Source organism: Brevibacillus fulvus (genome assembly GCF_016908525.1).
GTDB lineage: Bacteria > Bacillota > Bacilli > Brevibacillales > Brevibacillaceae > Brevibacillus_G > Brevibacillus_G fulvus.
Genome location: NZ_JAFBEB010000014.1, coordinates 70,169 through 95,756 on the forward strand (window position 1 = coordinate 70,169; position 25,588 = coordinate 95,756).

Genomic DNA, 25,588 nt, shown 5'->3' on the forward strand with positions numbered 1-25,588 from the left:
ATGAATCCGGTTATTGGGATCAAAAACTTAAAGAAAATTTATCGAATTGGCGACCAGGAAATCCATGCGCTGCGCGGCGTCAACCTGGATATTGGCAAGGGCGATTTTGTAGCGATCATGGGTCCTTCGGGTTCCGGAAAGTCCACGATGATGAATGTAATCGGCTGTTTGGATAAACCGACTTCCGGCGAGTTTTTTCTCGATGACGTTCCGATCATGGAAGCGCACGATGATGAATTGGCGCTGATCCGCAATCAGAAAATCGGTTTTGTGTTTCAAAGCTTCAACTTGCTTCCGCGAACGACAGCGGTAGAAAATGTGGAACTCCCGTTGCTGTACGCGGGGGTGCCCGCCAAGGAACGCCGGGAGCGGGCAATAGCCGCGCTGGAAAGCGTCGGTTTGGGCAACCGCCTCAACAACAAACCGAATGAACTTTCCGGCGGACAGCAACAGCGGGTGTCGATTGCCCGGGCTCTAGTCAACAATCCGGTCATCCTGTTGGCGGATGAGCCGACCGGTGCGCTGGATACAAAAACGAGCATTGAGATCATGCAAATTTTCCAACAACTGAATCAGAGCGGAAAAACGATCGTCCTGGTTACACATGAACCGGATATTGCCGAATATGCCAAACGCAACATCCATTTCCGCGATGGTCAGGTTGTCGCCGATGAGCAGGTAAAAGAACGAAGATGGGCAAACGTTGAGGAAGTGAAATCATGAATTTTTTGGAAAGTTTCAGAGTGTCGTTGCGGAGTATCAAGTCAAACAAGCTGCGCTCGTTTTTAACGATGTTGGGAATTATTATCGGTGTCGCCGCGGTAATTTCCATGGTCGGCATCGGCCAGGGCGCAACTGCCGATGTGGCGGAGCAGATCAACAGCTTGGGCAGCAACTTGCTGATCGTGACGCCAGGTCAGGCGAAGCAAGGGAGAATCAGCCTGGGAGCGGGTTCGCGTGATTCGCTTACACTGGCCGACGCGGATGCTTTGTCGCAAAACAGTTCGATCGCAGGCGTGACGCCCAGCGTGACTTCACGGGCGCAGCTGGTCTGGGAAAGCAATAACTATTCCACTCAATTGGAAGGAACTTCGGAAACATTTCCGCAAGTAAGAAGCACAAATTTGCAGCAAGGACGGTTTTTCAACCATTTTGAAGTGAAGACGCAAGCCAATGTTGCCGTCATTGGAACGGAAGTCGTAACCAACTTGTTTGGCGAAGGCGCCAATCCGATCGGGCAAACGATCCAGGTGAACCAGATTCCGTTTGAAGTAATCGGTGTGCTGGAAAGCAAAGGAAGCTCCGGAATGACTAACAATGATGACCGAATCATCGTTCCGGTCACGACAGCCATGAGCCGCTTTACCGGCGGCAATTACGTCAGCACGATTTATGTGTCGGCTGCTTCGGCGGACATGATGGATCAGGCAAAATTTGACGCGGAAACAACATTGCGAACGCAGCACAATCTGAAACCGGCAGCGGACAACGATTTTCAAATCAACTCGCAATCGGATATTTTAAGCACCGCGCAATCGGTCAGCAGCGTGATGACCACTTTGCTCTCCGGGATTGCTTCCATTTCCCTGATCGTCGGCGGGATTGGAATCATGAACATCATGCTCGTTTCCGTTACCGAACGAACCCGCGAAATCGGCATTCGCAAAGCGATCGGGGCAACGCGATGGGATATCCTGCGCCAGTTCCTGATCGAATCGGTAACGCTCAGTTTGCTGGGGGGCGCGATTGGAATCGTCCTCGGCATCGGCGCCGCCTATCTGATCGGAAAAGTGGCCAGTATGAGCATTTCCATCAGTATGTCTCCCATTGTGTATTCGTTCCTGTCTTCGATGGCAGTCGGCGTAATCTTCGGCGTCTATCCGGCCCGCAAAGCGGCGCAGCTAAAACCGATTGATGCGCTCCGCTATGAGTAATATGATAGAGGTAACAGAAAAGTCCCTGAGAATGCCAGCTCAGGGATTTTTCCGTAGCCGCAGATTGAACTTTGCGTCGACGATCGGAAAGGAAGTTGAATTATTGTGTCGTAATTAAGAACTTTTCTTTAATTTGTATGCCTCATTTCGGAAAAGTGGTATCGTTGCAAAGGAAAAGAAACAAGAATAGGGAGTGGACAGAAGTGATGGCATCATCTCGAACGCGATCGGCATTGTTGCTCGCGTTTCTCGTTGTAATGTGGGGCGTAAACTGGCCGTTGTCCAAGTTTGCCCTCACCTATACCCCGCCGATTTTATTTGCGGGCATCCGCACGTTGTTAGGTGGATTGATTTTGCTTGTGGTGGCATTGCCGAAATACAAGCAGCTGCGTTTCAAGGAAAGTTGGCATATTTATGTGATTTCAGCAGTATTGAATATTATTTTGTTTTATGGTCTGCAAACCATCGGGCTTAACTATTTGCCGGCAGGTCTGTTCTCCTCGATCGTTTTTTTGCAGCCGGTCTTGCTGGGGCTGATGGCTTGGCTGTGGCTCGGCGAATCGATGTTTGCACTGAAAGCGCTTGGTTTTGTCCTCGGTTTCGCCGGGGTCGCAACGATCAGCGCCGGCGGCTTGACGGGTAACATCTCGCTGACCGGAATTTTGCTTGCGCTTGGCTGCGCGATCAGCTGGGCGGCAGGCACCTTCTATGTAAAAAAGACGGGCAACCGCGTCGATTCGATCTGGCTGGTGACCTCGCAATTGCTGATCGGCGGCCTGTTTATGATGGGAGTCGGCTCTGAGGTGGAAAGCTGGACGAACATTGACTGGAACCTGACGTTCCTCTCAACCTTGCTGTTTATTTCGATTTTTGTGATCGCGCTGGGCTGGCTGGTGTTCTTCTTCCTCGTCGGTTCGGGCGAGGCCGGCAAAGTGGCATCCTACACGTTTCTCATTCCGCTGATCGCCATCTTGTGCAGCGTATTGTTTATGCATGAACAGATAACGGTCAATCTCATTGCCGGACTTGTCCTGGTTGTTATCAGCATCTTGCTGGTCAATGCCAATCCCCAAGCATTGCTGGCGAAAAAAACAGGGAAGTCGGCTTGATCGCTTGCATAGTCCAGAAATGGGCCGGGGAAACCCGGCCTGTTTTCTTCGCAATATTCTAAAAAAAGCGCAAAAGAATATAAAAAAAACCACATAAGCCGGGTCGGCTGTTTCCTTTACAATTGAAATGAAATCGCTTACAGGATGTTTGACTTACGCTTGCGTGCATCGCAGATGGGCAGGATCAAAGCAAAAAAGGATGGTGATTCGATGCAAAAGAAACGATTTTCGCTAGTTCTGCTGGTAGTGCTGCTTGGACAGCTGTTTTACGGCAGCGGACAGGTCAGGGCGGCGGAAGCGGAGGACGGTTGGGAGCAAGTGCCCCAGATTTTGAACCAGATCGTTCCGCCAAGTTTTCCGGACAGGATTTTTGACATCACGGACTACGGGGCGGTAGGTGACGGCAAAACCGACGCCACCGAAGCGTTCCGCCAGGCGATTGAAGCGGCCAACGCGGCAGGTGGAGGCCGTGTGGTCGTTCCGGCAGGCACTTATTTGACCGGTGCGATCCATTTGAAAAGCAACGTGAATTTGCATGTGACCGAAAATGCCGTGGTAAAATTCAGCCAGGACCCGAAAAAATATCTTCCTGTCGTGCTGACCCGGTGGGAAGGAATCGAATTGTATAACTACTCGCCCCTGATCTATGCGTATGGTGTAGAGAATATTGCGATTACGGGCAGCGGTACACTGGACGGCCAGGGAGACAATGAACATTGGTGGCCGTGGAAAGGCAAAAAGGAATACGGCTGGACAGAAGGGCAGCCGAATCAGGAGGCGGACCGCAACCGACTGATTGAAATGGGTGAGAAGAATGTTCCGGTTGAGCAGCGCGTGTTCGGCGACGGGCATTACCTCCGCCCCAGCTTTATTCAACCATACAACAGCAAAAATATCTTGATTGAAGGCGTGACCGTTCTCAACTCGCCGATGTGGCAAATCAACCCCGTCCTGAGCGAAAATATTACGATTCAAAATGTGAAAATTATCGGACACGGCCCGAATAACGACGGGATCGATCCGGAGTCTGTAAAAAATATGCTGATCAAAGACTCCTACTTCGACAACGGAGACGATTGCATCGCGATCAAATCGGGACGAAACGCCGACGGCCGCCGGATTAACGTGCCGACGGAAAATGTGGTCATTCAAGGCAATCACATGAAGGACGGTCACGGCGGGGTGACGATCGGCAGCGAGATGTCCGGAGGCGTGCGCAATATTTTTGCAGAAAACAACCTGATGGACAGTCCCAATCTGGAAAGGGCGATCCGTTTTAAAACAAATTGGGTGCGCGGCGGGATTATTGAAAATGTGTATGTCCGCGACAATGAAGTCAAAAACCTGGAAAGTGAAGTTCTGTCGATTGACATGACCTACGAAGAAGGGATGGACGGCGATTACCCGCCGGTCGTTCGCAATATCGAGCTGCGAAACGTCACCAGCAACGGGGGAAAATACGGCGTCTATATTAAAGCGTTCGAAGGTTCTCCCGTGACCAACTTGCGCATTATCGATTCCAGCTTCAATAATGTGAAGACGCCGGCGGTGATGGAACACGTCGAAGGAGCGACATTCTCCCGCTTCTTCATCAACGGAAAGCTGTACGATACGCTCAAGCCGGAAACCCAAATCACTATCGCCGGTGTGACGTTGTCGGATGGCTCGTATCTCGGTCAGGCGCAAGTCAGCTTAACGGCAAGCGATGACGATGAAGTCGAGCGGATTGAATACCGCAGCACAGCCGATTCCGCCTGGAGCACCTATACACAACCGATCGTATTGACAAAAGAAGGGGAAAACAAGCTGGAATTCCGCGCGATTGACAAGGCGGGCAATACTGAGGAAGCTCAGCTTCAACTGATCGTGATCAAACAGGCAACCTTGCCGTTGCTGTCCGCAATGATCGAAAATCTGAAAACAGAAACACCCGGGATCAAGCAGGCGTTATCGTCGCAAGTACAGGCGGTTGAGCGTGACGTCTCAGCAGGGAACAAGGAACAAGCTTATCGCAAGCTGGAAAACGTCTTAAAATATGCGGAGCAGCACGCGGGGAAACAGATGGAGGCAACGGCAGGCGAGGATTTGAGCAAAGTGATCGAGGCGATCGTCGATCAGCAAAGCTTGTAACGGGGTAGCCGCAAAAGCGAGAACTTCTGAAAAACGGGGGAGAGAAATATGTTTGTGCAAGCGGAACAAGCAAATATAACCAGTGCCGGCCAAGGGGCACAGCGAAAAATGCTGGGGGCAGGCGGCAGTCTGATGATGGTGGAGGTCACCTTTGAAAAAGGAGCGGTCGGTGAGGTTCATTCCCACCCCCATGAACAGGTGAGTTATATCGTCCAAGGCAGTTTTCGCTTTCAGTTGGGGGATGAGGAACAAGTGGTAAAAAAAGGAGACAGCGTTTATATCCCCTCTGGCGTACGCCACGGTGTGGTTGCCCTGGAGGAGGAGTCTGTTATCCTCGATGTGTTCACGCCGCAGCGGGAAGATTTTTTGACGACATAAAGCGGGCACGTACCCGGCGCCGCCAACACATAAAAAAAAGCGAAACGGAAGGTTTGCAAGCCGACGCCTGGATGTTCCGGGGGCCGGCTTGCTGTTTGTTGCGCACCACCGACTGAGTCAGCCTCAGCGCAGCATTTGCAGACACGGTTGTCGGCCATTTGCGGTTCCTTCTTCGGGACATCGTGGCGCGCATGGAATTGACGATTCGCGGAATGGTGATCATACTGACGTTATCGGTTCCGCTCCTGCCGCTTGGTCGAGTGGGGGCATGCTGAGCGAAGAGCGAAAAAGGAGGACTGGCTCTTAATTTGGCGGGAGGCGGCTTGCGAGACATCCTCGATGATCCGCAGGCGAAAGAATTGCGAGAGGGGTATTTTACATGAACATGCACGAGCGTAACAAACGAGAAGAAATCAATACGTTTTCCATTGTCGGTTTTGATCCGGAAACAGGGGAGCTGGGGGTAGCGGTTGCCTCCAAATTTTTAGCGGTTGGTGCGATCGTTCCATGGGCGAAGGCTGGCGTGGGCGCGGTGGCCACGCAATCGTGGGCCAATACCGACTATGGAACAAAGGGACTGGAGCTGCTGGCGCAAGGAATGACGGCGCAGCAAGTGCTCGATCAGCTGGTTGCGGAAGACGAAGGACGCCTGGTTCGCCAGGTTGGCATGGTCGACGCCAAAGGCAACAGTGCGACCTATACCGGTGAAGAATGTCACGCTTGGGCTGGCGGGATTACCGGACCCAACTTTGCCGCACAGGGAAATATTCTCGTTGATGAGCAGACCGTGCAAGCGATGGCGCAGACGTTTCAATCCGCCGCCGGTTCGCTGGCCGAACGACTGCTTGCCGCGTTGCAAGCGGGAGAGGATGCCGGCGGGGACAGCCGCGGCAAACAGTCAGCCGCTTTGTTGATTGTCAAGGAAGGCGGCGGTTACGGCGGGAAGATCGACAAGTATATTGATTTGCGCGTCGATGATCATCTGGAACCGGTGCGGGAGTTGAATCGTCTGTTTTACCTGCATCAACTCTACTTTACGAAGCCGCGCCCGGAAGATTTTTTGGAAATCGACGAGCCATTGCGGAAAAAACTGCAAGACCATCTCGTGGCACTCGGCTATTTAACGGCAGAGGATCAGCAAAATCCTGCGCTTTTCTTCGAGAAGTTGCACGAGTTTCAATTGATCGAAAACTTCGACGAGCGGATTGCGGAAGCAGGCAAAGTGGACAAAAAAGTGGTGGAATTTATGGAACAATTGGCTGCGAAAAAGGGATAGAACACTATATCGCCTGTCCATGAGGGCCGGTCGGCAGGGCTGCTGTTTCACAGACACAGCCCTTTTGTTCTTAGAAGGGGTAGCGTTCTCCATCTCCGGTAAACAATTCTCTGACGAAGTGATAGGCACGGACTGGCAAATCGGGAAAGACGATGGCCAGCTGTCCTTCGGCAAGCGGCAATTTGCTATCCGGCGAAGGGGACTCGATTGCATGGGGGATCTCCATTTTTTCCAACGTTTGCTTCAAATAACTTGCTTCATCCCAGGTAACCCGGTAGTAAAAAGATTTCTTTCGGTCTTCCATGTGGACACACTCCTTTCTCTCAAAGGTAACACAATCATGGGGACTTAAAAAGGCAACGAACGGAAAAGATGGTCATGGAGTCAAGTTTGCCCGGATGACTACTATGATTTAACCATATCCAAGAATGCAATCGAACTCAAATCCTTATTGAGGTATTTTCTGGCGCTTCCGGGTGGCAATGGCGGCCGGGAACGGCGGGAATGTCCCGTTATCTCGGCAAAATTTCACAAAAGGCTTTGACAGCCAATTTTCACACCGCGATAATCAATGTAACAACGTCCAGAAACCTATGCCGAATGGTTTTGCTCGCGCTGAACTGGAACGGATTTGCGGAAGGGAGAGAGGAAAAATGGCGTCACCCGTATCACAATCGGATGGTGTTTTTCATTCCGTATGTTCACTCGATTGTCCCGATCAATGCGGACTGCTTGTCCATAAACAAAATGGAAAAATCGTTAAGATCACAGGCGATCCCGAGCATCCGGTGACCAAGGGAAACATATGCAACAAGGTGCGGCATATGACCGAGCGGATTTATGATGCCAAGCGTTTGACCCATCCGCTGCGCAGGGTGGGGAACAAAGGGGAAGGCCGGTTTGCGCCCATCAGTTGGGAGGAAGCGATCGGAGAGATTGCCGAACGTTGGAAGAAGCTGATTGCTGAAGAGGGCGCCGAGTCGATTTTGCCTTACAGCTTCTACGGAAATATGGGCCGGATCAACACGGAGGGAATGGACCGGCGGTTTTTCCACCGCTTGGGGGCCAGCCGGCTGGACCGCACGATTTGCAACTCTGCCGGCAATGTTGGTTACACGTATACAATGGGAGGCAGCATCGGAACAGATCCGGAGGAGACGATTCACGCCAAGCTGTTGATCATGTGGGGAATCAATGCGGTCAGTACCAATCAGCATCAGGTCGTGTTGGCGGAACAGGCGCGCAAAAACGGAGCGCAAGTCGTGGCGATCGATGTCCATAAAAATCAAACCGGCCGCTGGGCAGACTGGTTTATTCCCATCCTGCCGGGAACCGACAGTGCCCTCGCTTTGGGCATGATGCATATTTTGTTTGCGGAAAATCTGGTTGACGAAGCGTTTCTGCAAACCTATACAGTCGGACATGAAGCGCTGCGCGAGCATGTGCGTGCCTATGATCCGGCAACCGTTTCTTCGATTACAGGAGTCCCTGAGCAAGACTTGTACCGCCTGGCCCGGTTGTACGGACAAACCACTCCTTCGTTCATTCGAATCGGCAACGGACTGCAGCATCACGATAATGGCGGGATGAGCGTCAGAACCATCGCTTGTTTGCCGGCTTTGACCGGCCAATGGCAGTATAAAGGCGGAGGTGCGCTCAAGGGTAATTCCAAGTTTCTCGAATTTAACAGGCAAGCCTTGCAGCGGCCTGATCTGCTGCCAAAGCAGGATATCCGCATCATCAACATGAATCAGCTCGGCAACGCTTTGTTGTCGTTGGATCGGCCGATTCGCTCGCTGTATGTTTACAACAGCAATCCAGCCGTCGTCGCTCCGGAAACGAACAAGGTGATCGCGGGGTTGGCGCGCGAAGATTTGTTTACCGTCGTGCACGATTTGTTTGTCACAGAGACCGCCAAGTACGCCGATCTTGTTCTGCCGGCCACATCGTCGTTTGAAAATACCGATTTTTATACATCATACTGGCACCACTATGTGCAAATCCAACAGCCGGTCATCGAACCTGTCGGCGAAAGCAAATCCAACACCGAGGTATTTCGCCTGCTGGCCAAAGCGATGGGCTTTACGGAACAAGCTTTGCAAGATTCCGACGAGGAGTTGATCCGGCAAGCCTGGGAACATCACCAGAACCCTGGGTTGCCCGATCTTACCTATGAGCAGCTGCTCGAGCGTCAATATGTAAAAGCGAAGCGGAATGGACGGCTGCCCGTACCGTTGCCGACCCCCAGCGGAAAAATCGAGTTGTATTCGGCGAGAATGGAAGCGGACGGTCTTCCGCCACTGCCTGCATACCTGCCGCCGGTCGAGGAAAGCGACTATCCGTTTCGGTTTATTCCCGGTCCCAACCATAATTTTCTAAATTCCACCTTTTCCAACAGCGAGAAGCATATCCGCCTGGAAAAAGAGCCGAAGTTGCATATCCATGCAAGCGACGCCGCCTCTCTTGGCATCGTCAGCGGAGATCGCGTGAAAGTGTGGAATCAGCGGGGAGAATGCTACCTGATCGCGGCTGTCGGAGAGAATGTCTTGCCGGGGGTGTTGGTGAGTCAGGGCCTGTGGGTTGATTCGCCTGCCGGCAAGCCATTTGTCAACGCCTTGACGCCCGACCGCATTGCCGATATGGGAGGCGGGGCCACTTTTTTCTCCGGTCGCGTTGCCATTCAAAAAGTGTGACAAACTGCGCCATCCATTGGAAATGGATGGTTTTTTTGTTGTTGACGGAGCAACAAGGAGCTGATAAGATAACAAATGTGATAATGATTCTCATTATCAAAAAAGATTCATACATAATTTTATCCCACCTGTTTTCAAAGGAGCGAGAAAGATGAAAGTCTCTTATGTTACGTCCCTTTTCCTGAGTTCAACGCTGTTGTTTGCCGGCTGTTCCTCCAGTAATGAATCCGCGGAGCAAACGCCGAATCAAGCGGCAGCACAACCGGCGGCCAGCCAACCGACTGCCGCAGCCCAGCCGGAAGCAGGCGACGTACAGGGAGATCCACAATTGGCGCAAACGGTTGATCAGTACCGTTCCTATGTGGTGACCCAGTGCGATGCGTTTGTGAAGGCGACCGAACAATTTGCCAACGCAGTCAAAGCAGGAAATGTAGAACAAGCGAAAAAATTATATGCGCCGACGCGGATGTATTACGAAAGAATCGAACCGATTGCGGAAGCGTTGGGCGATCTTGATCCGAACATCGATGCTCGGGAAGGCGATGTCCCTGATCAGGAGTGGCGCGGATTCCACCGGATTGAACAAGCACTGTGGGAAAAGCAGACGGCCGAAGGGCAGGGAGCTTATGCCGATCAACTGCTGCAAGATGTGAAACAACTGCGGGCTTTGGTGGAGACGGTCGAGATTGACGGCAAGCTGCTGGTGACAGGTGCCGTCGAACTGTTAAATGAAGTTTCTTCTTCCAAAGTGACCGGCGAGGAAGAGCGCTATTCGCATACGGATTTGTACGATTTCGCCGCGAATGTGGAAGGAGCGCAACAAATTTTTGTTACGCTTAAACCGGTATTGGCGCAAAAAGATCAGCCACTGACCGATACGATCGAACAACGTTTTGACAGTCTGTTTGCTTTGCTGGCTCCCTTCAAGCAAGGGGAAGGGTACGTCTCTTACACCGAATTAAAGCAAGAGCAAACCAAACAATTAAGCCAGGCGATCGATGCATTGGCCGAACCTCTTTCGCAGATGGGTACGGCGTTAAACTTGTAAAGAAGGTTGATTTACATGAGAAAAATCAGTCGGCGTGAATTGTTGCGGTTAACAGGAGCGGGCGGCCTGGGCATGTTGCTTGGCGGCGGCACGTTGAAGTGGCTCTCTCCGTCCAATGTATCAACTTCGGCACCTGCAGCGTCCGGTATGTCAGCGACAGGTCAAGCCGTTCCTTTTTATGGGAAGCATCAGTCCGGCATCGTGACGCCTGCGCAGGATTTCCTTTATTTTGCCGCTTTCGACTTGATTGCAACCGACCGGGACGAAGTGCGCATACTGTTGCAAAAATGGTCGGCGATTGCCGCTCGTCTGCAAAGAGGAGAGACGGTGGGAGATGACGAAGGAAAACCGCTTGTGCCGCCGGTCGATACCGGCGAAACGATCGGTTTGCACCCGATGAGCCTGTCCTTGACCTTTGGCGTCGGCCCTTCCTTTTTCCGGCAAAAAGGGGTTAACCGGTTTGGGCTGGCTGACAGACAGCCGGAAGTATTAAGCGAACTCCCGCCATTTCCGGGCGACAACCTGAAAGAGGAGTGGTGCGGCGGCGACATTTGCGTCCAGGCTTGCGCCAACGATCCGCAGGTTGCCTTTCACGCCATTCGCAACTTGGCGCGGGTCGCTCGCGGAGCAGCGGTCCTGCGCTGGACACAGGCAGGTTTTCAGCGGACGTCGACAGCCGATGCGGCAAAAGGTACCCCGCGCAACTTACTGGGCTTTAAAGATGGCACGGCCAATCCGGATACAACCGACAACGAACAGATGAATCAAGTGGTCTGGGTGCAACCGGATGAAGGGCCGGACTGGATGGTCAACGGCAGCTACATGGTCGTTCGCCGCATCCAGATGCGGATTGAAGTGTGGGATCGGACGACGTTGCAGGAAGAAGAAAATACGTTTGGACGCCATCGGGAGAGCGGTGCGCCGCTCGGCAAACAAAATGAGTTTGATCCGCTCGACCTTGAGCGAAAAAATGAACGGGGTGAACTGATCATTCCGGAAAATGCCCATGTTCGGTTGGCGTTTGGTGACGGAACGGAGAAGATTTTGCGCCGCTCTTATTCGTATACGAACGGCATTGATCTTGATACGGGCCATCTCGATGCCGGTCTGCTCTTTATCTGTTTCCAACGCGATCCGCTGAAACAGTTTGTGCCGATCCAGCAGCGGCTGGCCAAGCAGGATGCATTGAATGAATATATCGTCCATGTGGGCAGTGCGGTGTTTGCATGCTTACCAGGAGCACAAGAAGGTGGTTATCTTGGGGAAACGTTATTTGCCTAACCGTTTGCTCGCGGCGGTCATGGCCATTTCGGCCATCGTCTGGCTGTTTGGCGTACAGCCGGGAACAGCAGCGGGAGCGCAAGCGAATTCGGGCAAGCCGGAGCAGCAATTGTTGCTGTTTGTTGGGGACGCCTTGGTGGCGATCGGGGATCAAGATTGGCCGGACGTCGCTGCCCATTTGCAGCAGTTTGCCGTCCAATGGCAGAAGCTCGACACGAACGGAAAGTCATCGGAGCAAGTTCAGGCAGCGTTGCAGCAAGCGCAAGCCGCATTAGCGCAGCCCAACCCGGATCAGCAAACCGTTTATCAGGCATTTTCCCAATTGGCAAAAGCGACCAATCGTTTTTTGGCTGCGGGAACTGAGCAGACGGGGGACAAGGCGATCGCAGCGGCACAAACAATGGCCGTTTTGCTGCAGCAGCTCTCTTCAACCGTGGCAAACGGCGAACTGGAGCAGGCCAAACAACAATACGATCAACTCTATGATAAATGGTTGGCTGTAGAGTCTGCGGTTCGCACCGAACATTTTGACGCCTATGCCGCATTTGAGACCAGCCTCAGCCTGGTGCGGGTGGCGATTTCAACCGAACCGCCGCAGCCGGACAAGATGGAGCAGGCCATTGCCAACTTTGCCAGCCAGCTCGATCGGTTCATTTCGGGGCAATGGACAAAAAGCGATTCCGTTGCCCAGAGCGAGGTTGATGGCATCGCCGGTTTGCTTCAACTATTGGCGAAGGCCCAGCAGCAGATCACAGCGGAGCAAAGTCAGGCGGCAGCGGACACGATGCAGCAATTTATCGTCGCCTGGCCGATGGCGGAAGGCCAGGTACAAACCCGTTCTCCGCAAACGTACAGCGACGTGGAAACCAAAATGACGGAAGTTCCCGGCATTCTGCTGTCTACTCCGCCGAATTTGGCCAGAGCGGAGCAATTGATACAGTCGATTCGGTCGAGCCTGGAGCCGTTTGCCGAGCAAACGCAATATACAGCATGGGATGCTGCGATGATTCTGGTCAGGGAAGGGCTGGAGGCATTGCTGGTGGTGGCCGCTTTGTTGGCCTTTCTCCATCGAACCGGCAACAAACAAAAGCAAGCGTGGATCTGGTCAGGTGTTGCTTGTGGTGTACTGGTCAGCTGCGGGACCGCATTTTTGTTAAGCTATTTGCTTTCACAGGCCAAAGCGGGCAGCAGCAGCGAGCTGATCGAAGGGATCGCCGGTCTCGTTTCCGTCGGCTTGATGCTGACCGTTGGAGCATGGCTCCATCAAAAATCCAACGTCAAGGCTTGGAACAACTATATTCAAAATAAAATGAACGCCGCACTGTCGACCGGAGCGTTGTGGTCGCTGGGGATTACGTCCTTTCTTGCTTTGCTGCGGGAAGGTACGGAAACGGTCATCTTTTATATCGGGATGACCGCCTCGATTCAAACCTCACAGCTTTTGCTGGGGATCGGCGGCGCCTTAGTCTTTCTGCTTTTGCTTGGTTATGTGCTGATCGTATATAGCGGACGGATTCCTGTTCGCCCCTTCTTTTTGATTGCCAGCTTCCTCATTTACTATCTTGCGTTCAAATATGTAGGAGGCAGCATTCACGCCTTGCAAGTGGCTGGCAAACTTCCAACCCATGTGCCAGGCTACTTGCCAACGATCAATGGGCTGGGCGTTTACCCCAGCCTGGAGACAACGATCCCGCAAATCTTCATCTTGTTGATTATCCTGATTTTGGCGGTGCGCACCGTCAAAGGACGTTCTTACCGGAAACTCATCAAAAAAGAACAGGTTTAAACGCCATCGCAAAGAGGGCCCTTGTCAAATCGGCAAGGGCTCTCTTGCTTGTCTCTCCAATTACAGCTTGAGCAAAAGATTGGCGAACAGGGCCGAGCGAATGCCCAATTGCTCAATCAAAATATGCTCATGTTCGGCGTGCAGCCCTTCACCCAATGCGCCGAGTCCATCCAAGGTGGGAATGCCGAGAGCGGCGCTGAAGTTTCCGTCGCTGCCGCCGCCGACGCTTGCTTCTTCGAGCGACAGACCGACTTCTTCTGCGGCGAGACGAGCTTTTTCGAAGAGCGCTTCCGTATGGGCGGTGCGAACCATCGGAGGACGATTCAATCCGCCGCTAACCTCCAGTCTCGCCCCTGGTAGAACCGGCTGCAAAGAGAGAATCGCCTTGGTTACACGGTCTGCTTCTTCCAGGGAACTGACCCGCACGTCGATCTGTGCTTTCGCATATTCCGGCACGACATTGCGCTTGTTGCCACCCGCAGCGATCCCGACATTGACCGTTGTTCCTTTTTCATAGTCGGTTAACGCTTGCAGGGCAATGACTTGATGCGCCAATTCTTCCACCGCATTGATTCCGTCCTCGTGATGGTTTCCGGCATGGGCAGCCCGGCCGTAAATTTTCAAGTCAAAAATCCCCACGCCTTTGCGTGCGGTTTTCAAGGCACCCGTATGAGCTTCGCCTGGTTCGGCCACCAAAACGCACTGGCTTTTGCGCGCTTCCGCCTCAATATAGGCTCGTGAAGTAACCGAACCGATCTCTTCATCAGAATTGCAGAGAAAGACGATTTTTTTGTTCAGCTTGAAGCCGAGTTCCTTAATCGCTTTGATCGCCCACAGCGCTTGGACTACCCCGCCCTTCATATCGAGAATGCCAGGACCATAAGCTTTTTCTCCTTCTACCCGATAGGTCAGACGTCCCTTGTCCCAAACGGTGTCAAAATGGCCAACGATTAAAATCTGTTCTTCTCCCTGGCCAATGCTGAATTTCAGATGGTCGCCAACGGCCGTTTGCGGCAAGACTTCAGCCGTTACCTGAAGATGTTTTTGAAACAATTGTTGAAGGCAGCGGCCGCATTCGTCGACCAATGTCTTGTCTTGCGAAGGGGAATCTTTTTTGACCAGTTCGGCCAGATCAGTAAGGATGTCTTGTTCATGCCGTTGCAAATACTCTTTCAAAGCGCTTGCTTCATTCATTGCACGATCGCTCCCGTCGGTTATAGTTTTGCTGTTTTTTTGCACAGTTTCACTTTTTTAATCACATTTAAAAATTTTTCGTGACAAATTCGGTGAAACTCGTCATGATTACGAATAGCAAGATGCTTGCCAATGAATTTTTTTAGTAAAACTTGAATTGACTGATTTTTGGGATTATTTTTAGGTTGATTTAATGGTTTTGGTATCCTAAAAAACACCCCAAAACAAGCCGTCAAGCAAAAGCAAGATCGAGAAAATTATTTTTATATTGATTTCCTCTGAACTGGCTAAGTTGGTATGGTTGTTGCATAAGGATTTGCTAGCGTTCAGCTGAACAGGAGAGGGAGGGAAGAGAAGGAGAACAGTGATGCTCACAAAAAGTTGGCAAGCAAAAAACGTTTAACAAAAGCAAAGGAGGCCTTAGGGAATGCAATCGACAACTACGAATCTGGAGAAAAACACGCCAAAAAAGAAGTTTCCTAGAATCGACGCGTACGTCCTTATTTTTTGTATTTTGATTATTTGTACCATTGCCACCTATCTTGTACCAGCAGGTGAATTTGACCGTGTGAAAAACGGCGATGTAACGGTTACCGTACCTGGCAGCTATCATATCGTTGAATCAAGTCCGGTCAGTTTTAAAGATTTGTTTACCTCTATTGCCGAAGGGATGACCAAAGGGGCTTCCTTGATCTTTTTGATTATGTTTACGAGCGGGGCCTTGGCCATTCTGGAAAAAACGGGAGCCATTGACGCATTTTTGCGAAAGATTGTCATTAGCAGCAAGGACAAGCTGCTCTTGCTGATTATTCCAGTCTGTGTCGTTTTCTCCATTTTGGGCACTACCGGAATTATCGTTAACTCAGTTATCGCTTTCGTTCCTTTGGGCATTGTCATTGCCAGAGGATTGAAACTGGACGCCGTTTTCGGCGCAGCGCTGATTTATTTGGGAACGTATGCCGGCTGGAATGTTACGGTGCTCAGCCCGCAAACGCTCGGCTTGTCCCAACGAATCGCCGAACTTCCGCTCCTTTCCGGGATGGGTTTCCGGATCATCATTTATATCGTGTATTTGATCGGGACGATTGCTTTCCTGTACTGGTATGCGCGGCGCATCCAGAAGGATATCGGCAAGAGCGCTTTGGGAACCGAGTTATTCCCGAATGACTTGGGTGCCAATCAGGCTGATATGGTCAATGAAAAAGTCAAATTGTCTGCCCAACAAACTTGGGTGTTGCTGTTCTCCGGTTTGTCTTTGCTTGGCTTCATCATTTGTACGCTGATCCTGAAATGGTCTGAAAGCGAAATGACAGCCTTGTTCATCTTCATTGCCATCGGTGCCGGTATCATTTCCCGAATGAATGCCAATGAAATTGTCAAAACATTTATGCAAGGCTGTTCCAAACTGGTTTATGGTGCGTTAATCGTCGGGATGGCGCGCGCCGTAATCATCATCCTTGAGGATGGCAAGCTGTTGGATACAATCGTCAATGCACTCGCCAATGTGCTGTCCCCGCTTTCGCCTGTTTCCGGTGCGATCGGAATGTTTATCGGCAGTGCGGCGATTCACTTCCTCGTTTCGTCTGGTTCCGGAGAATCCGCGATGATCGTGCCGATTCTCGTACCGTTGGCGGATTTGTTGCACATTACCCGTCAAGTTGCTGTACAAGCCGTCATGTTTGGGGAAGGTTTGGTCAACTGTGTGAACCCAACTTCCGGCGTATTGATGGCGATTTTGGCCATGACCGGAATTCCGTACGGCAAATGGGTCAAGTTCTTCCTGCCTTTATTCCTCGTTTGGTTTGTGCTCGCGATTATCTTCCTGATTATCGGGGTTTCGATCAATTGGGGTCCATTCTAATAGGCGTTCTCGGTTATTTGCTACACAGGGTCTCAGCTGTCAAGCTGAGGCTCTTTTTTTTAGAAAAATTGCAAAACCCCCGATTTTAATTTACAATCGTTAAAATATCGCTTTGTGCAAATGGCTTCATTATCTTGCGAAGAAGGAGTCTGGATTATGGGAAAGCCAAGCGTATTGTTGGTAACAAGGAGCAAGAAGGTTTGCCGAACCTTCGAAGACAACCTGAGATCGATTTTTGGCTCCCAGCTGGATATTTTTACTCATTATGAAGAGCTGGAGTTTGATCCTAGCGTTCTTTCTCAGGTCAAGCTTCTGCTTTTATCCAATCCGAATCTGCTCGACAGCTTGCCGCCGGTACCCGAAGAAACAGCGGTGATGGTAGCAAGACGGACGATTCATATGACCAAATTGGTTCCGTTGATGGATTTGCCGGCGGGAACCAGATGTTTGTTTGTGACCAATGCGCTGGCTACGGCGGAGGACTCGGTGGAAGTTTTAAAACGGCTCGGTTTTAACCATCTTGTGTTTACGCCTTTTGAGCCAAAGATGACGTTGACGGAAGAGCAGCTTGAGCAAATTGATTTGGGCATCACGCTAGGGTTTCCGGAATATGTGCCGGCCGGAATCAAACAAATAATTGATCTTAATAACCGGCCGCTTGACTTGTCCACGATTTTTGATATTGCCCAACTGTTTAATTTGTCTGTCGATAAAGGACATTTTTATACGGCTGATTTTTTCCGCGATTTTGTTCAACTTGGCCGCGATCTTTCGATTTCGGTCGCGAATGAAAAGCAGTTGAAACAGCAGCTGGAAGCGATTTTGAATGCCGTTCACGAGGGGATTATCGGTGTAGACGAGCAAGGAACGATCACCTTTTTCAATGACGATGCCGGCAAACTGCTGCGTTTATCGGCAGAGAAATGCTTGGGACGCCACTATCGTGATGTCATTCCCGACTTTCAGTTGGAAGAAATTTTTCAAACACGCTCCGAAATCTCCGATCAGTTGATTCCTTTTGGCAGCCTGTTTTTATTAGTCACCAAAAATCCAATTATGCTCGACGGACATTTTTTGGGAGTAGTTGTCACCTTTCAGGATGTAACCAAAGTGCAACAAATGGAACAGGAAATTCGCAAAAAAAGCGTTCAGCTGGGATTAACGACCAAATACAGCTTCGCCAACATCATCGGGGTCAGCGACGCGATTGTTTCCGCCAAGCAGGCGGCGATCAAATTGTCCCGAGAAGACTTCACGGTGCTTATCACCGGGGAGAACGGAACGGGCAAAGAGGTTTTTGCCCAAGCGATTCACGAAAACTCTTCCCGGAGAGAGGGCCCGTTTGTTCCGGTCAATTTCGCCGGCTTAACCGAGAGTCTGGCTGAGAGCGAGCTGTTCGGTTATGAAGAAGGCTCATTCACCGGTGCCCGCAAAGGTGGAAAAATCGGATTGTTTGAGTTGGCTCACAATGGAACGATTTTCCTTGATGAGATTGGCGATGCCCCGCTAAGCATCCAGGCCGCTCTGCTGCGGGTATTGCAAGAACGTCAGGTGATGCGGGTCGGCGGGAACCGGGTCATCCCTGTCAATGTCCGCGTGATCGCCGCAACGAACCGCAACTTGATGGAAATGATTGAAAGCGGTTCATTTCGCGAGGATTTGTACTATCGACTCAATGTTCTGCCGTTGCAGATCCCCAGTCTTCGGGATAGACAGGACGATTTATTTATCCTGATCGATTATTTTTTAAGAAGCAAGCAGCGAAGACTGCATTTCTCGCCCGAGGTTCGGGAGGCACTGCTGCGCTATACATGGCCGGGGAATATTCGTGAACTGGAAAATTTCATTAATTACCTGCTGGTGATCTCCGATGGTGAACAGGTAGAGATGCAGCATCTTCCGGACCGGTTTCATCGCCCCTCGGAAGCCAAACCGCGACCGCGGGTGGAGCAAGCAATCCCTTCGGCCGCTCAGGAAGTGGAGGATACGTTGTTCCTGCTGGAACGACACGGCTCCCTGAATGAATACGAGGATATCCTTGAAAACTTGTGGCTATGCGCCAAACGGCAGGAGCGGGTTGGCCGTTCGACTTTGAGCAAGATGTTGACCTGGCCGTTATCCGATGCGCAAATACGCAATCGTTTGGCCATTCTCAATCGCAGCGGTTGCATCGACGTAGGGGTCAAAAAACAAGGGACGCAAATTACTTCCCTGGGTGTTCAAGTTTTGCACGCGATTAAAGAGGAGCGGACCTGAATCAAAAAAATTTTTGGATTGATCATGTAACTTTTTCCAAAAACATTCGTCATAGCCCATGTAAACGAAACAAAGCATGGGAGTGAAAATAATGGTTAAGACGAAATGGAAACAGTATTTGGCGGTGACGGTAACGGTCGGCCTGCTCACGCTGGGAGCGCAGTCCACGCCTGCGAGCGCTGCCCAATCCGTAAGCGCGGAACAGTTGACGCAAGGACAAGCAGTGGCGCAAACAGCAGCGTTCAGCACAACGAGCACGAAGAAACTGAAAGCCAACCATTCTTCGGTCAGTCTGAAAAAAGGCAAATCGAAAACGATTTCGCTAACTTACGATGGCAAAAAAATTTCCGGTTCGAAAGCCAAATGGACAACAAGCAAAAGTTCGGTAGCGACCGTTTCAAAAAGCGGAAAGATCAAGGCGAAGAAAAAAGGAACTGCGACGATCACCGCCAAATATCAATCGAAAACCGTCAAAATTAAAGTAACCGTAAACTAGTTTGGTTAAACTCCGATTCGCCTGTAAATGTCTGGGCGATCGGAGTTTTTGTGTTGTAACGGCCAAACGTCGCATAAACAACGCTTATCCGGCGGAAAATAGGTGGACAATGTCTGCCGGAAAGGGGGCGTCTTTTTCTTGTTCGGGAGCAATGAAACGAAAAAAGCGAAATATCGTTGGGCGTGGATTATTCCCTTCGCGGTGCTCGTTCTGTTAATCGCCTGGTTTGTTTTCTACATCTTGTAGGTATCCGACGCTCAGGCGCTTGGACTTGATTAGTTGTATAAATCTTTTTCGGTAACGCAATCTACTGATAGACAAGCAGCAAGCACATACTAATGCGGAACAGGTGGTGGCAAAACATGAAATTGCGTTGGTCGTTCGTGGCCTGGGCAGTTGCCGTGGCCTTGATGGCAGCGGGCTGCAATGGCCAAAACAATGCCAATCAGGCCAAAGCCAACAACAAACAGCAAACGCAAAGCACCAACAAAACTTCACAAGAGCAGCAGCAAGCCAAGCAAAAAGGAACGGCTGCTGTCCAGCAAGCCGATCGGGAGACTGCCGGACCAACTCCACCGTTGGAAGGTGGCAAGGAACGAACCGTGCGTTCTCCTCACCCGATGACTTTAGCGGATTTGCGGGAGAAGTACCACAGTACCTTTTTATTAAACGGTTCAACGGAAAAGAGACAAATGGCTTTGACTTTTGATGATGCACCGGACGCAAATTTCACGCCTAAAGTGCTCGATCAATTGAAGAAAGCAGGAGTTCATGCGACATTCTTCGTGATTGGAAATCGTGCGGAACAACATCCCGATTTAATTAAACGAATGATTCAGGAAGGGCATGTCATCGGGAACCATTCCTATTCCCATCCCAATTTGCCCAAATTAAAAGATCCGCAATTCCAGCAGCAAATCATCAAAACCGATAACATTATTCACAGTTTGACTGGCTATACGCCAAAATTGGTCAGACCACCCTATGGCAATATTAACGAGCAGCAAATCAAATGGCTTGCCAGTCAAGGAAAGAAAATCGTCAACTGGAATATTGATTCGCTGGACTGGAAAGGTCTTGACACAAAAGAAGTTTCAACCAATATTCTGGCACATGCGATGCCAGGCGCGATCGTCCTGCAGCATGCTGCTGGGGGAAAAGGGGAAGATTTGACCGGTACGGTAGAGGCATTGCCCGAAGTGATCAAAAAATTACGTGCAGATGGTGTTGAACTTGTCACAGTGCCCGAGTTATTGGGGCTTCCATACAAATAATCCTTAGCGCTTCCATAAAACAATGGAAGCGTTTTCTTTTGCTTGATTGTATTCAAATTAATTAAAAAATTAATTTTGGGAGCATTTTTGTGACAAGCGCTGTTTCCAATTCGTTACCAGTTACATATACTTCACTAGCTTCAATTTCAACCAAAGAGGAAGAAATGGAGCCACTTTTTCAAAAGGTAGGTGAAATCATGACAGTAAACAATCTGATAGCGAATAGCAGTTTTGAAACAGGCGTTATCGATCCGTGGTTTTCCGTCAATGCAACAGTGGATGTTGTCAATAGCCATACCGGGTTCTTCAGCGCCAGGTTGTTGGGAGGAGATGTCAACTCTTTTATTGGACAGACTATCCCGATCACTCCGGGCGACAACTTTGAACTGAGACTGGCTCTGGCTAAAGATGGAGCTGCGCCGAGCGCGCCCATTTCGATTTCCGTTGCATTTTACGATGCTGCATTTACTTTTCTTGGGTACGGGTTAATTATTACCTTGCCAGCGGATTCCCTTCCTGACGTAACCCTAAATGAGTGGTTGATCCCTTATGGGATTACGACAACAGTACCCGCTGGAGCAACACAAGCAATTGTTCTGATCAACAAACTTCCGCAAGCAGGAAGTGCGGATGTGCTTGTTGATGATGTCGTTCTACTGTCTTATCCCGGAACTCCAGGTCCGACAGGTCCAACCGGTCCGACAGGTCCAACTGGTCCGACAGGGGATACCGGCCCGACAGGTGACACCGGCCCGACAGGGGATACCGGTCCGACAGGGGATACCGGCCCGACAGGCGACACCGGCCCGACAGGGGATACCGGTCCGACAGGGGATACCGGCCCGACAGGGGACACTGGTCCGACAGGTCCAACTGGTCCGACAGGCGACACCGGCCCGACAGGGGATACCGGTCCGACAGGGGATACCGGCCCGACAGGGGATACCGGCCCGACAGGTGACACCGGCCCGACAGGGGATACCGGCCCGACAGGGGATACCGGCCCGACAGGTGACACCGGCCCGACAGGGGATACCGGTCCGACGGGAGATACTGGCCCGACAGGCGATACTGGCCCGACAGGTGACACCGGCCCGACGGGAGATACCGGCCCGACGGGAGATACTGGCCCGACAGGTGACACCGGCCCGACGGGAGATACCGGCCCGACAGGGGATACCGGTCCGACAGGGGATACCGGCCCGACAGGTGACACCGGTCCGACAGGCGACACCGGTCCGACAGGGGACACCGGCCCGACAGGGGATACCGGCCCGACAGGTGACACCGGTCCGACGGGAGACACCGGCCCGACAGGCGACACCGGCCCGACGGGAGATACTGGCCCGACAGGCGACACCGGTCCGACAGGCGACACCGGCCCGACAGGCGACACCGGTCCGACAGGGGACACTGGCCCGACAGGGGATACCGGCCCGACAGGGGATACCGGCCCGACAGGCGACACTGGCCCGACAGGCGACACCGGTCCGACAGGGGACACTGGCCCGACAGGGGATACCGGCCCGACAGGGGATACTGGCCCGACAGGTGACACCGGCCCGACAGGGGATACCGGCCCGACAGGAGATACCGGCCCGACAGGGGACACCGGTCCGACAGGGGATACCGGCCCGACAGGTGACACCGGTCCGACAGGGGATACCGGCCCGACGGGAGATACCGGCCCGACAGGCGACACCGGTCCGACAGGGGACACTGGCCCGACAGGGGATACCGGCCCGACAGGAGATACCGGCCCGACAGGGGACACCGGTCCGACAGGGGATACCGGTCCGACAGGCGACACCGGTCCGACGGGTCCAACTGGTCCGACAGGGGATACTGGCCCGACAGGTGACACCGGTCCGACAGGTGACACCGGTCCGACGGGTCCAACTGGTCCGACAGGGGATACCGGGGCACCTGGCGTCTAAGATTCGTAATGGAAAGGCAGCTGCAAATCGAGTGAGCGAGGCTCCGACATTTGTTGTCTGCCTCTTTTTTTCTTTGTGATTGATCAGGACGACTACGTCCAGGATGGCATATCAAAGTAACATACACTCTTTTGAGGTGATGAAATGATCACAATTAGTCTGTGCTTGATCGCGAAAAATGAAGAAAAAACGATCGGCAATTGTTTGGAATCGGTCAAAGGAATTGTCGATGAGATTATCGTCGTTGATACCGGATCAACGGATCGAACAACAGAAATTGTGCGTCAATATACGGATAAAATTTATCATTTTGAGTGGATCGATGACTTTGCGGCAGCGAGAAATTATGCCTTTCGTTTAGCTACCCAGGAATATATTTTGTGGCTGGATGCTGACGACGTTTTGTTGGAAGAAGACCAGCAAAAATTGTTGCAGCTAAAAGAAACGCTAGATCCATCCGTTGATTCGGTCACGATGCACTATCATTATGCCTTTGATGAGTTTGGGCGTGTTTCCTACAGTTTTCGCCGCAATCGGCTTGTAAAGAGGGCCAGACAGTTTCGCTGGCACGGCGCCGTTCATGAATATTTGGCCGTCAGCGGAAATATTTTGAACAGCGATATTGCCGTTACCCATCGGCGGATTAACAGTCATTCCGGCAGAAACTTGGCTATTTTTGAAAAACGCCTGGCCAAGGGCGAACCGTTTACACCGCGCGATCTTTATTATTTTGCCAACGAATTGCGGGACAACGGGCGATATGAAAGGGCGTTGGAGTTTTATCATCGTTTTCTGGATACAAAAGAAGGGTGGATAGAAGACATCCTGGCCACTTACAACAAAATGGCAGACATTTATTATCGGTTGGGCAATGAGGAAAAAGAACTGGACTGCATTTTCCAAGCTTTTCGGCTCGAGGCTCCGCGGGCGGAATTTTGTTGCCGTCTCGGTCATTATTTTCTCCGGCAAAAGGAATACCGCAAAGCGTTGTTTTGGTACAAATTCGCCACTGAACTGGAGCGTCCCAAAGAAAGTTGGGGATTCTTCCATGAAGCGTGCTGGACATGGCTGCCGCACTTGCAATTATGTGTCTGCTATTATCACATCGGGGATGTGCAGAAATCGTATGAACATAACGAAGTAGCCCGAACGTATCGTCCTGACGATCCAACCATTCTCAGCAACAAAAAATTGCTTGAAGAGAAACTGCAACCCCAGGAATAGTCAACCAACGACCGTTTGTTCAACAACCCGAACACAGATTGGTCAACATTGCGAAGTCCCGACATGATCGCGGGAAATGGTGAAGACAGCTCGGGCCATGCCATAAGCTGGATTGGGTGATCCGTTCTGTCTTCGCTTCAAAAAAAAGTTCTTGCTGCAAGCTGACAAGCCGCGGTACAGCGGAAAAAGTCTTCAGTTATGGACGAATCGTAAGGAACCGTTTTTTACGGTTGACTGTTCGGAATCAACTCAATTTAGTATAGTAATATTAAATCAATTCAGAGTTTTTTGGATAATAAACGAAAAAGGATGATCTGGATGAAAGTGGAAAAAATTGTTTTGCGGAAAATGAGTATGCAATTAAAAGCCCCTTTTCGCACCAGCTTTGGCACGCAGTTGCAAAAACAGTTTATCGTCAGCGAAGTACATACGAAAGAACATATTGGCTACGGCGAATGTGTGGCAATGACCGTACCGCTGTACAGCGAGGAATCGGTTGGCGGTGCTTGGCATGTAATGGAGGAGTTTTTAATTCCGCTTCTTTTTGAACAGTCCGAGCTGCGGCATCCTGACGAGGTTACGGCCTGTCTGGCTCCGATTCGCCGAAACAATATGGCGAAAGCGGCTTTGGAAGGAGCGTACTGGGATCTTTTTGCCAAACAAAACGATGTCCCTTTGGCAAAAGCGCTTGGCGGCAACAAGACAGCGATTGAGGTCGGCGTCAGCATTGGGATCGAAGAAAACATCGACGATCTATATCGCTTGGTCGAACAATATCTCCAGCAAGGTTACAGACGGATGAAAATCAAGATCAAGCCAGGCAAGGATGTGCAAGTAATCGCCGGATTGCGGCAACGATTCGGCAACATCCCGATGATGGCTGACGCCAACTCCGCCTATACGTTAGAGGACATCGACCTGTTAAAAGAGTTGGATGACTTTGGCCTGATGATGATTGAACAACCGTTGGCGCATGACGATATCATTGATCATGCTCAGCTGCAAAAACAGTTAAAAACACCGATTTGTCTTGATGAAAGCATTCATTCCGTGGAAGATGCCCGGCATGCAATCGAATTGGGCAGCACCAAAGTGATTAATATTAAAATCGGACGTGTCGGCGGTTTGACCGAATCGAAAAAAATTCATGATCTTTGCCAGAAACATGGAATCCCCGTCTGGTGCGGCGGGATGCTGGAATCCGGAATTGGCCGGGCACACAATATCGCGATTACCAGCTTGCCCAATTTTACACTGCCCGGAGATACCGCCGGTTCTTCCCGCTACTGGATGGAAGATATTATCAAACCGGAAGTGACTGTTTCGCATGACGGGCTTATTCACATACCAGCAGAGGCCGGAATTGGCTATGAACCGGTACCGGAATTGCTCGACAAATATACGATTCAAAAGCAAGAATTTATCCGCTAGTTGCTCGGAAGCCGTGAGAACGCAGTTGATCACGGCTTTTTTAATTAAGGCTTATATGCGATTACGAAAAACAGTTACAAGTGTGGTGGTATTCGCAGGAGTGAAGTGAGATACAAACCGAAGATGAACTAAAAAAACTGATAAACGATTATTTAGAAGATGAAAGCAAAGTGAATCAGTTATTAGAGCCTTTTGCAAAATTCACTTCTTGATTAGACGCGATAAATTCGAAGGAGCCCTTGCATGAAGAATTGTTATCAAAATGAAAGAAAATCAAGGG

18 protein-coding genes and 2 pseudogenes are annotated in these 25,588 nt (G+C 51.0%); 18 read left to right on the top strand and 2 right to left on the bottom strand.

All coding sequences use genetic code 11. From position 1 onward, the window contains the following. The 7 genes and pseudogenes from JOD01_RS16555 (at position 1) to JOD01_RS16580 (ending at position 6,827) form a co-directional block, all read left to right on the top strand. Positions 1-723: an ABC transporter ATP-binding protein gene (locus JOD01_RS16555; protein ID WP_204519425.1), complete on the top strand. Its 723-nt coding sequence runs from the start codon at positions 1-3 to the stop codon at positions 721-723. Next, positions 720-1,934, top strand: a complete 1,215-nt coding sequence (locus JOD01_RS16560; RefSeq protein WP_204519426.1) for an ABC transporter permease — start codon at positions 720-722, stop codon at positions 1,932-1,934. Before JOD01_RS16555 ends, JOD01_RS16560 begins: the two co-directional genes overlap by 4 nt. A 203-nt stretch (positions 1,935-2,137) precedes the next feature. Next, the gene (locus JOD01_RS16565) at positions 2,138-3,043 is read left to right on the top strand and encodes an EamA family transporter (RefSeq protein WP_204519427.1); all 906 of its coding nucleotides are present in this window, start codon (positions 2,138-2,140) and stop codon (positions 3,041-3,043) included. Between the two features lie 210 nt (positions 3,044-3,253). Then, positions 3,254-4,657: pseudogene (locus tag JOD01_RS16570) on the top strand (glycoside hydrolase family 28 protein); the annotation flags it as partial. Positions 4,658-4,723: 66 nt separating this feature from the next. Beyond that, positions 4,724-5,173 (top strand): annotated as a pseudogene (locus tag JOD01_RS20065) (OmpL47-type beta-barrel domain-containing protein); the annotation flags it as partial. Between the two features lie 48 nt (positions 5,174-5,221). Further along, a complete protein-coding gene (locus JOD01_RS16575; RefSeq protein ID WP_204519429.1) occupies positions 5,222-5,551 on the top strand; it encodes a cupin domain-containing protein in 330 nt (109 codons plus the stop codon). 385 nt (positions 5,552-5,936) lie between these two features. Then, positions 5,937-6,827, top strand: a complete 891-nt coding sequence (locus JOD01_RS16580; protein WP_204519445.1) for a DUF1028 domain-containing protein — start codon at positions 5,937-5,939, stop codon at positions 6,825-6,827. Positions 6,828-6,897: 70 nt separating this feature from the next. Here the strand turns inward: JOD01_RS16580 and JOD01_RS16585 are convergent, their stop codons facing one another. After that, a complete protein-coding gene (locus JOD01_RS16585; RefSeq protein ID WP_204519430.1) occupies positions 6,898-7,131 on the bottom strand; it encodes a hypothetical protein in 234 nt (77 codons plus the stop codon). Between the two features lie 349 nt (positions 7,132-7,480). Between JOD01_RS16585 and JOD01_RS16590 the strand changes: the two genes are divergently transcribed. From JOD01_RS16590 to JOD01_RS16605, 4 genes are all read left to right on the top strand, one after another. Continuing rightward, entirely contained in the window at positions 7,481-9,520 is a 2,040-nt protein-coding gene (locus tag JOD01_RS16590) for a molybdopterin-containing oxidoreductase family protein (RefSeq protein ID WP_204519431.1), read from the top strand. Positions 9,521-9,671: 151 nt separating this feature from the next. After that, positions 9,672-10,568 (top strand): iron uptake system protein EfeO, encoded by an 897-nt coding sequence (gene efeO, locus JOD01_RS16595; protein WP_204519432.1) that lies wholly within the window; start codon positions 9,672-9,674, stop codon positions 10,566-10,568. A 15-nt stretch (positions 10,569-10,583) separates the two neighbouring features. Next, positions 10,584-11,849 carry an iron uptake transporter deferrochelatase/peroxidase subunit gene (gene efeB, locus JOD01_RS16600; protein WP_204519433.1) on the top strand — a complete coding sequence of 422 codons (1,266 nt, stop codon included), beginning with the start codon at positions 10,584-10,586 and terminating at the stop codon, positions 11,847-11,849. After that, positions 11,818-13,635 (top strand): FTR1 family protein, encoded by a 1,818-nt coding sequence (locus JOD01_RS16605; protein WP_204519434.1) that lies wholly within the window; start codon positions 11,818-11,820, stop codon positions 13,633-13,635. Before efeB ends, JOD01_RS16605 begins: the two co-directional genes overlap by 32 nt. 60 nt (positions 13,636-13,695) lie before the next feature. Here JOD01_RS16605 and JOD01_RS16610 read toward each other — a convergent pair whose 3' ends face one another. Further along, positions 13,696-14,829, bottom strand: a complete 1,134-nt coding sequence (locus JOD01_RS16610; RefSeq protein WP_204519435.1) for a M20 family metallopeptidase — start codon at positions 14,827-14,829, stop codon at positions 13,696-13,698. Between the two features lie 427 nt (positions 14,830-15,256). On the opposite strand from JOD01_RS16610, the gene JOD01_RS16615 reads away from it, so the two are divergent. From JOD01_RS16615 to menC, 7 genes are all read left to right on the top strand, one after another. Next, the gene (locus tag JOD01_RS16615) at positions 15,257-16,690 is read left to right on the top strand and encodes a YfcC family protein (protein WP_204519436.1); all 1,434 of its coding nucleotides are present in this window, start codon (positions 15,257-15,259) and stop codon (positions 16,688-16,690) included. A 156-nt stretch (positions 16,691-16,846) separates the two neighbouring features. After that, positions 16,847-18,946 carry a sigma-54 interaction domain-containing protein gene (locus tag JOD01_RS16620; protein WP_204519437.1) on the top strand — a complete coding sequence of 700 codons (2,100 nt, stop codon included), beginning with the start codon at positions 16,847-16,849 and terminating at the stop codon, positions 18,944-18,946. A gap of 91 nt (positions 18,947-19,037) precedes the next feature. Continuing rightward, positions 19,038-19,442, top strand: coding sequence for an Ig-like domain-containing protein (locus JOD01_RS16625; RefSeq protein WP_239565528.1), 405 nt, complete (start codon positions 19,038-19,040; stop codon positions 19,440-19,442). A 362-nt stretch (positions 19,443-19,804) separates the two neighbouring features. Further along, a complete protein-coding gene (locus JOD01_RS16630; protein WP_239565529.1) occupies positions 19,805-20,716 on the top strand; it encodes a polysaccharide deacetylase family protein in 912 nt (303 codons plus the stop codon). A gap of 164 nt (positions 20,717-20,880) precedes the next feature. Further along, entirely contained in the window at positions 20,881-22,653 is a 1,773-nt protein-coding gene (locus JOD01_RS16635; protein WP_420829100.1) for an NTTRR-F1 domain, read from the top strand. Between the two features lie 144 nt (positions 22,654-22,797). Then, the gene (locus tag JOD01_RS16640) at positions 22,798-23,877 is read left to right on the top strand and encodes a glycosyltransferase (protein WP_204519439.1); all 1,080 of its coding nucleotides are present in this window, start codon (positions 22,798-22,800) and stop codon (positions 23,875-23,877) included. A 318-nt stretch (positions 23,878-24,195) separates the two neighbouring features. Next, positions 24,196-25,308 carry an o-succinylbenzoate synthase gene (menC, locus tag JOD01_RS16645; RefSeq protein ID WP_204519440.1) on the top strand — a complete coding sequence of 371 codons (1,113 nt, stop codon included), beginning with the start codon at positions 24,196-24,198 and terminating at the stop codon, positions 25,306-25,308. The last annotated feature ends 280 nt before the right edge of the window (positions 25,309-25,588 follow it).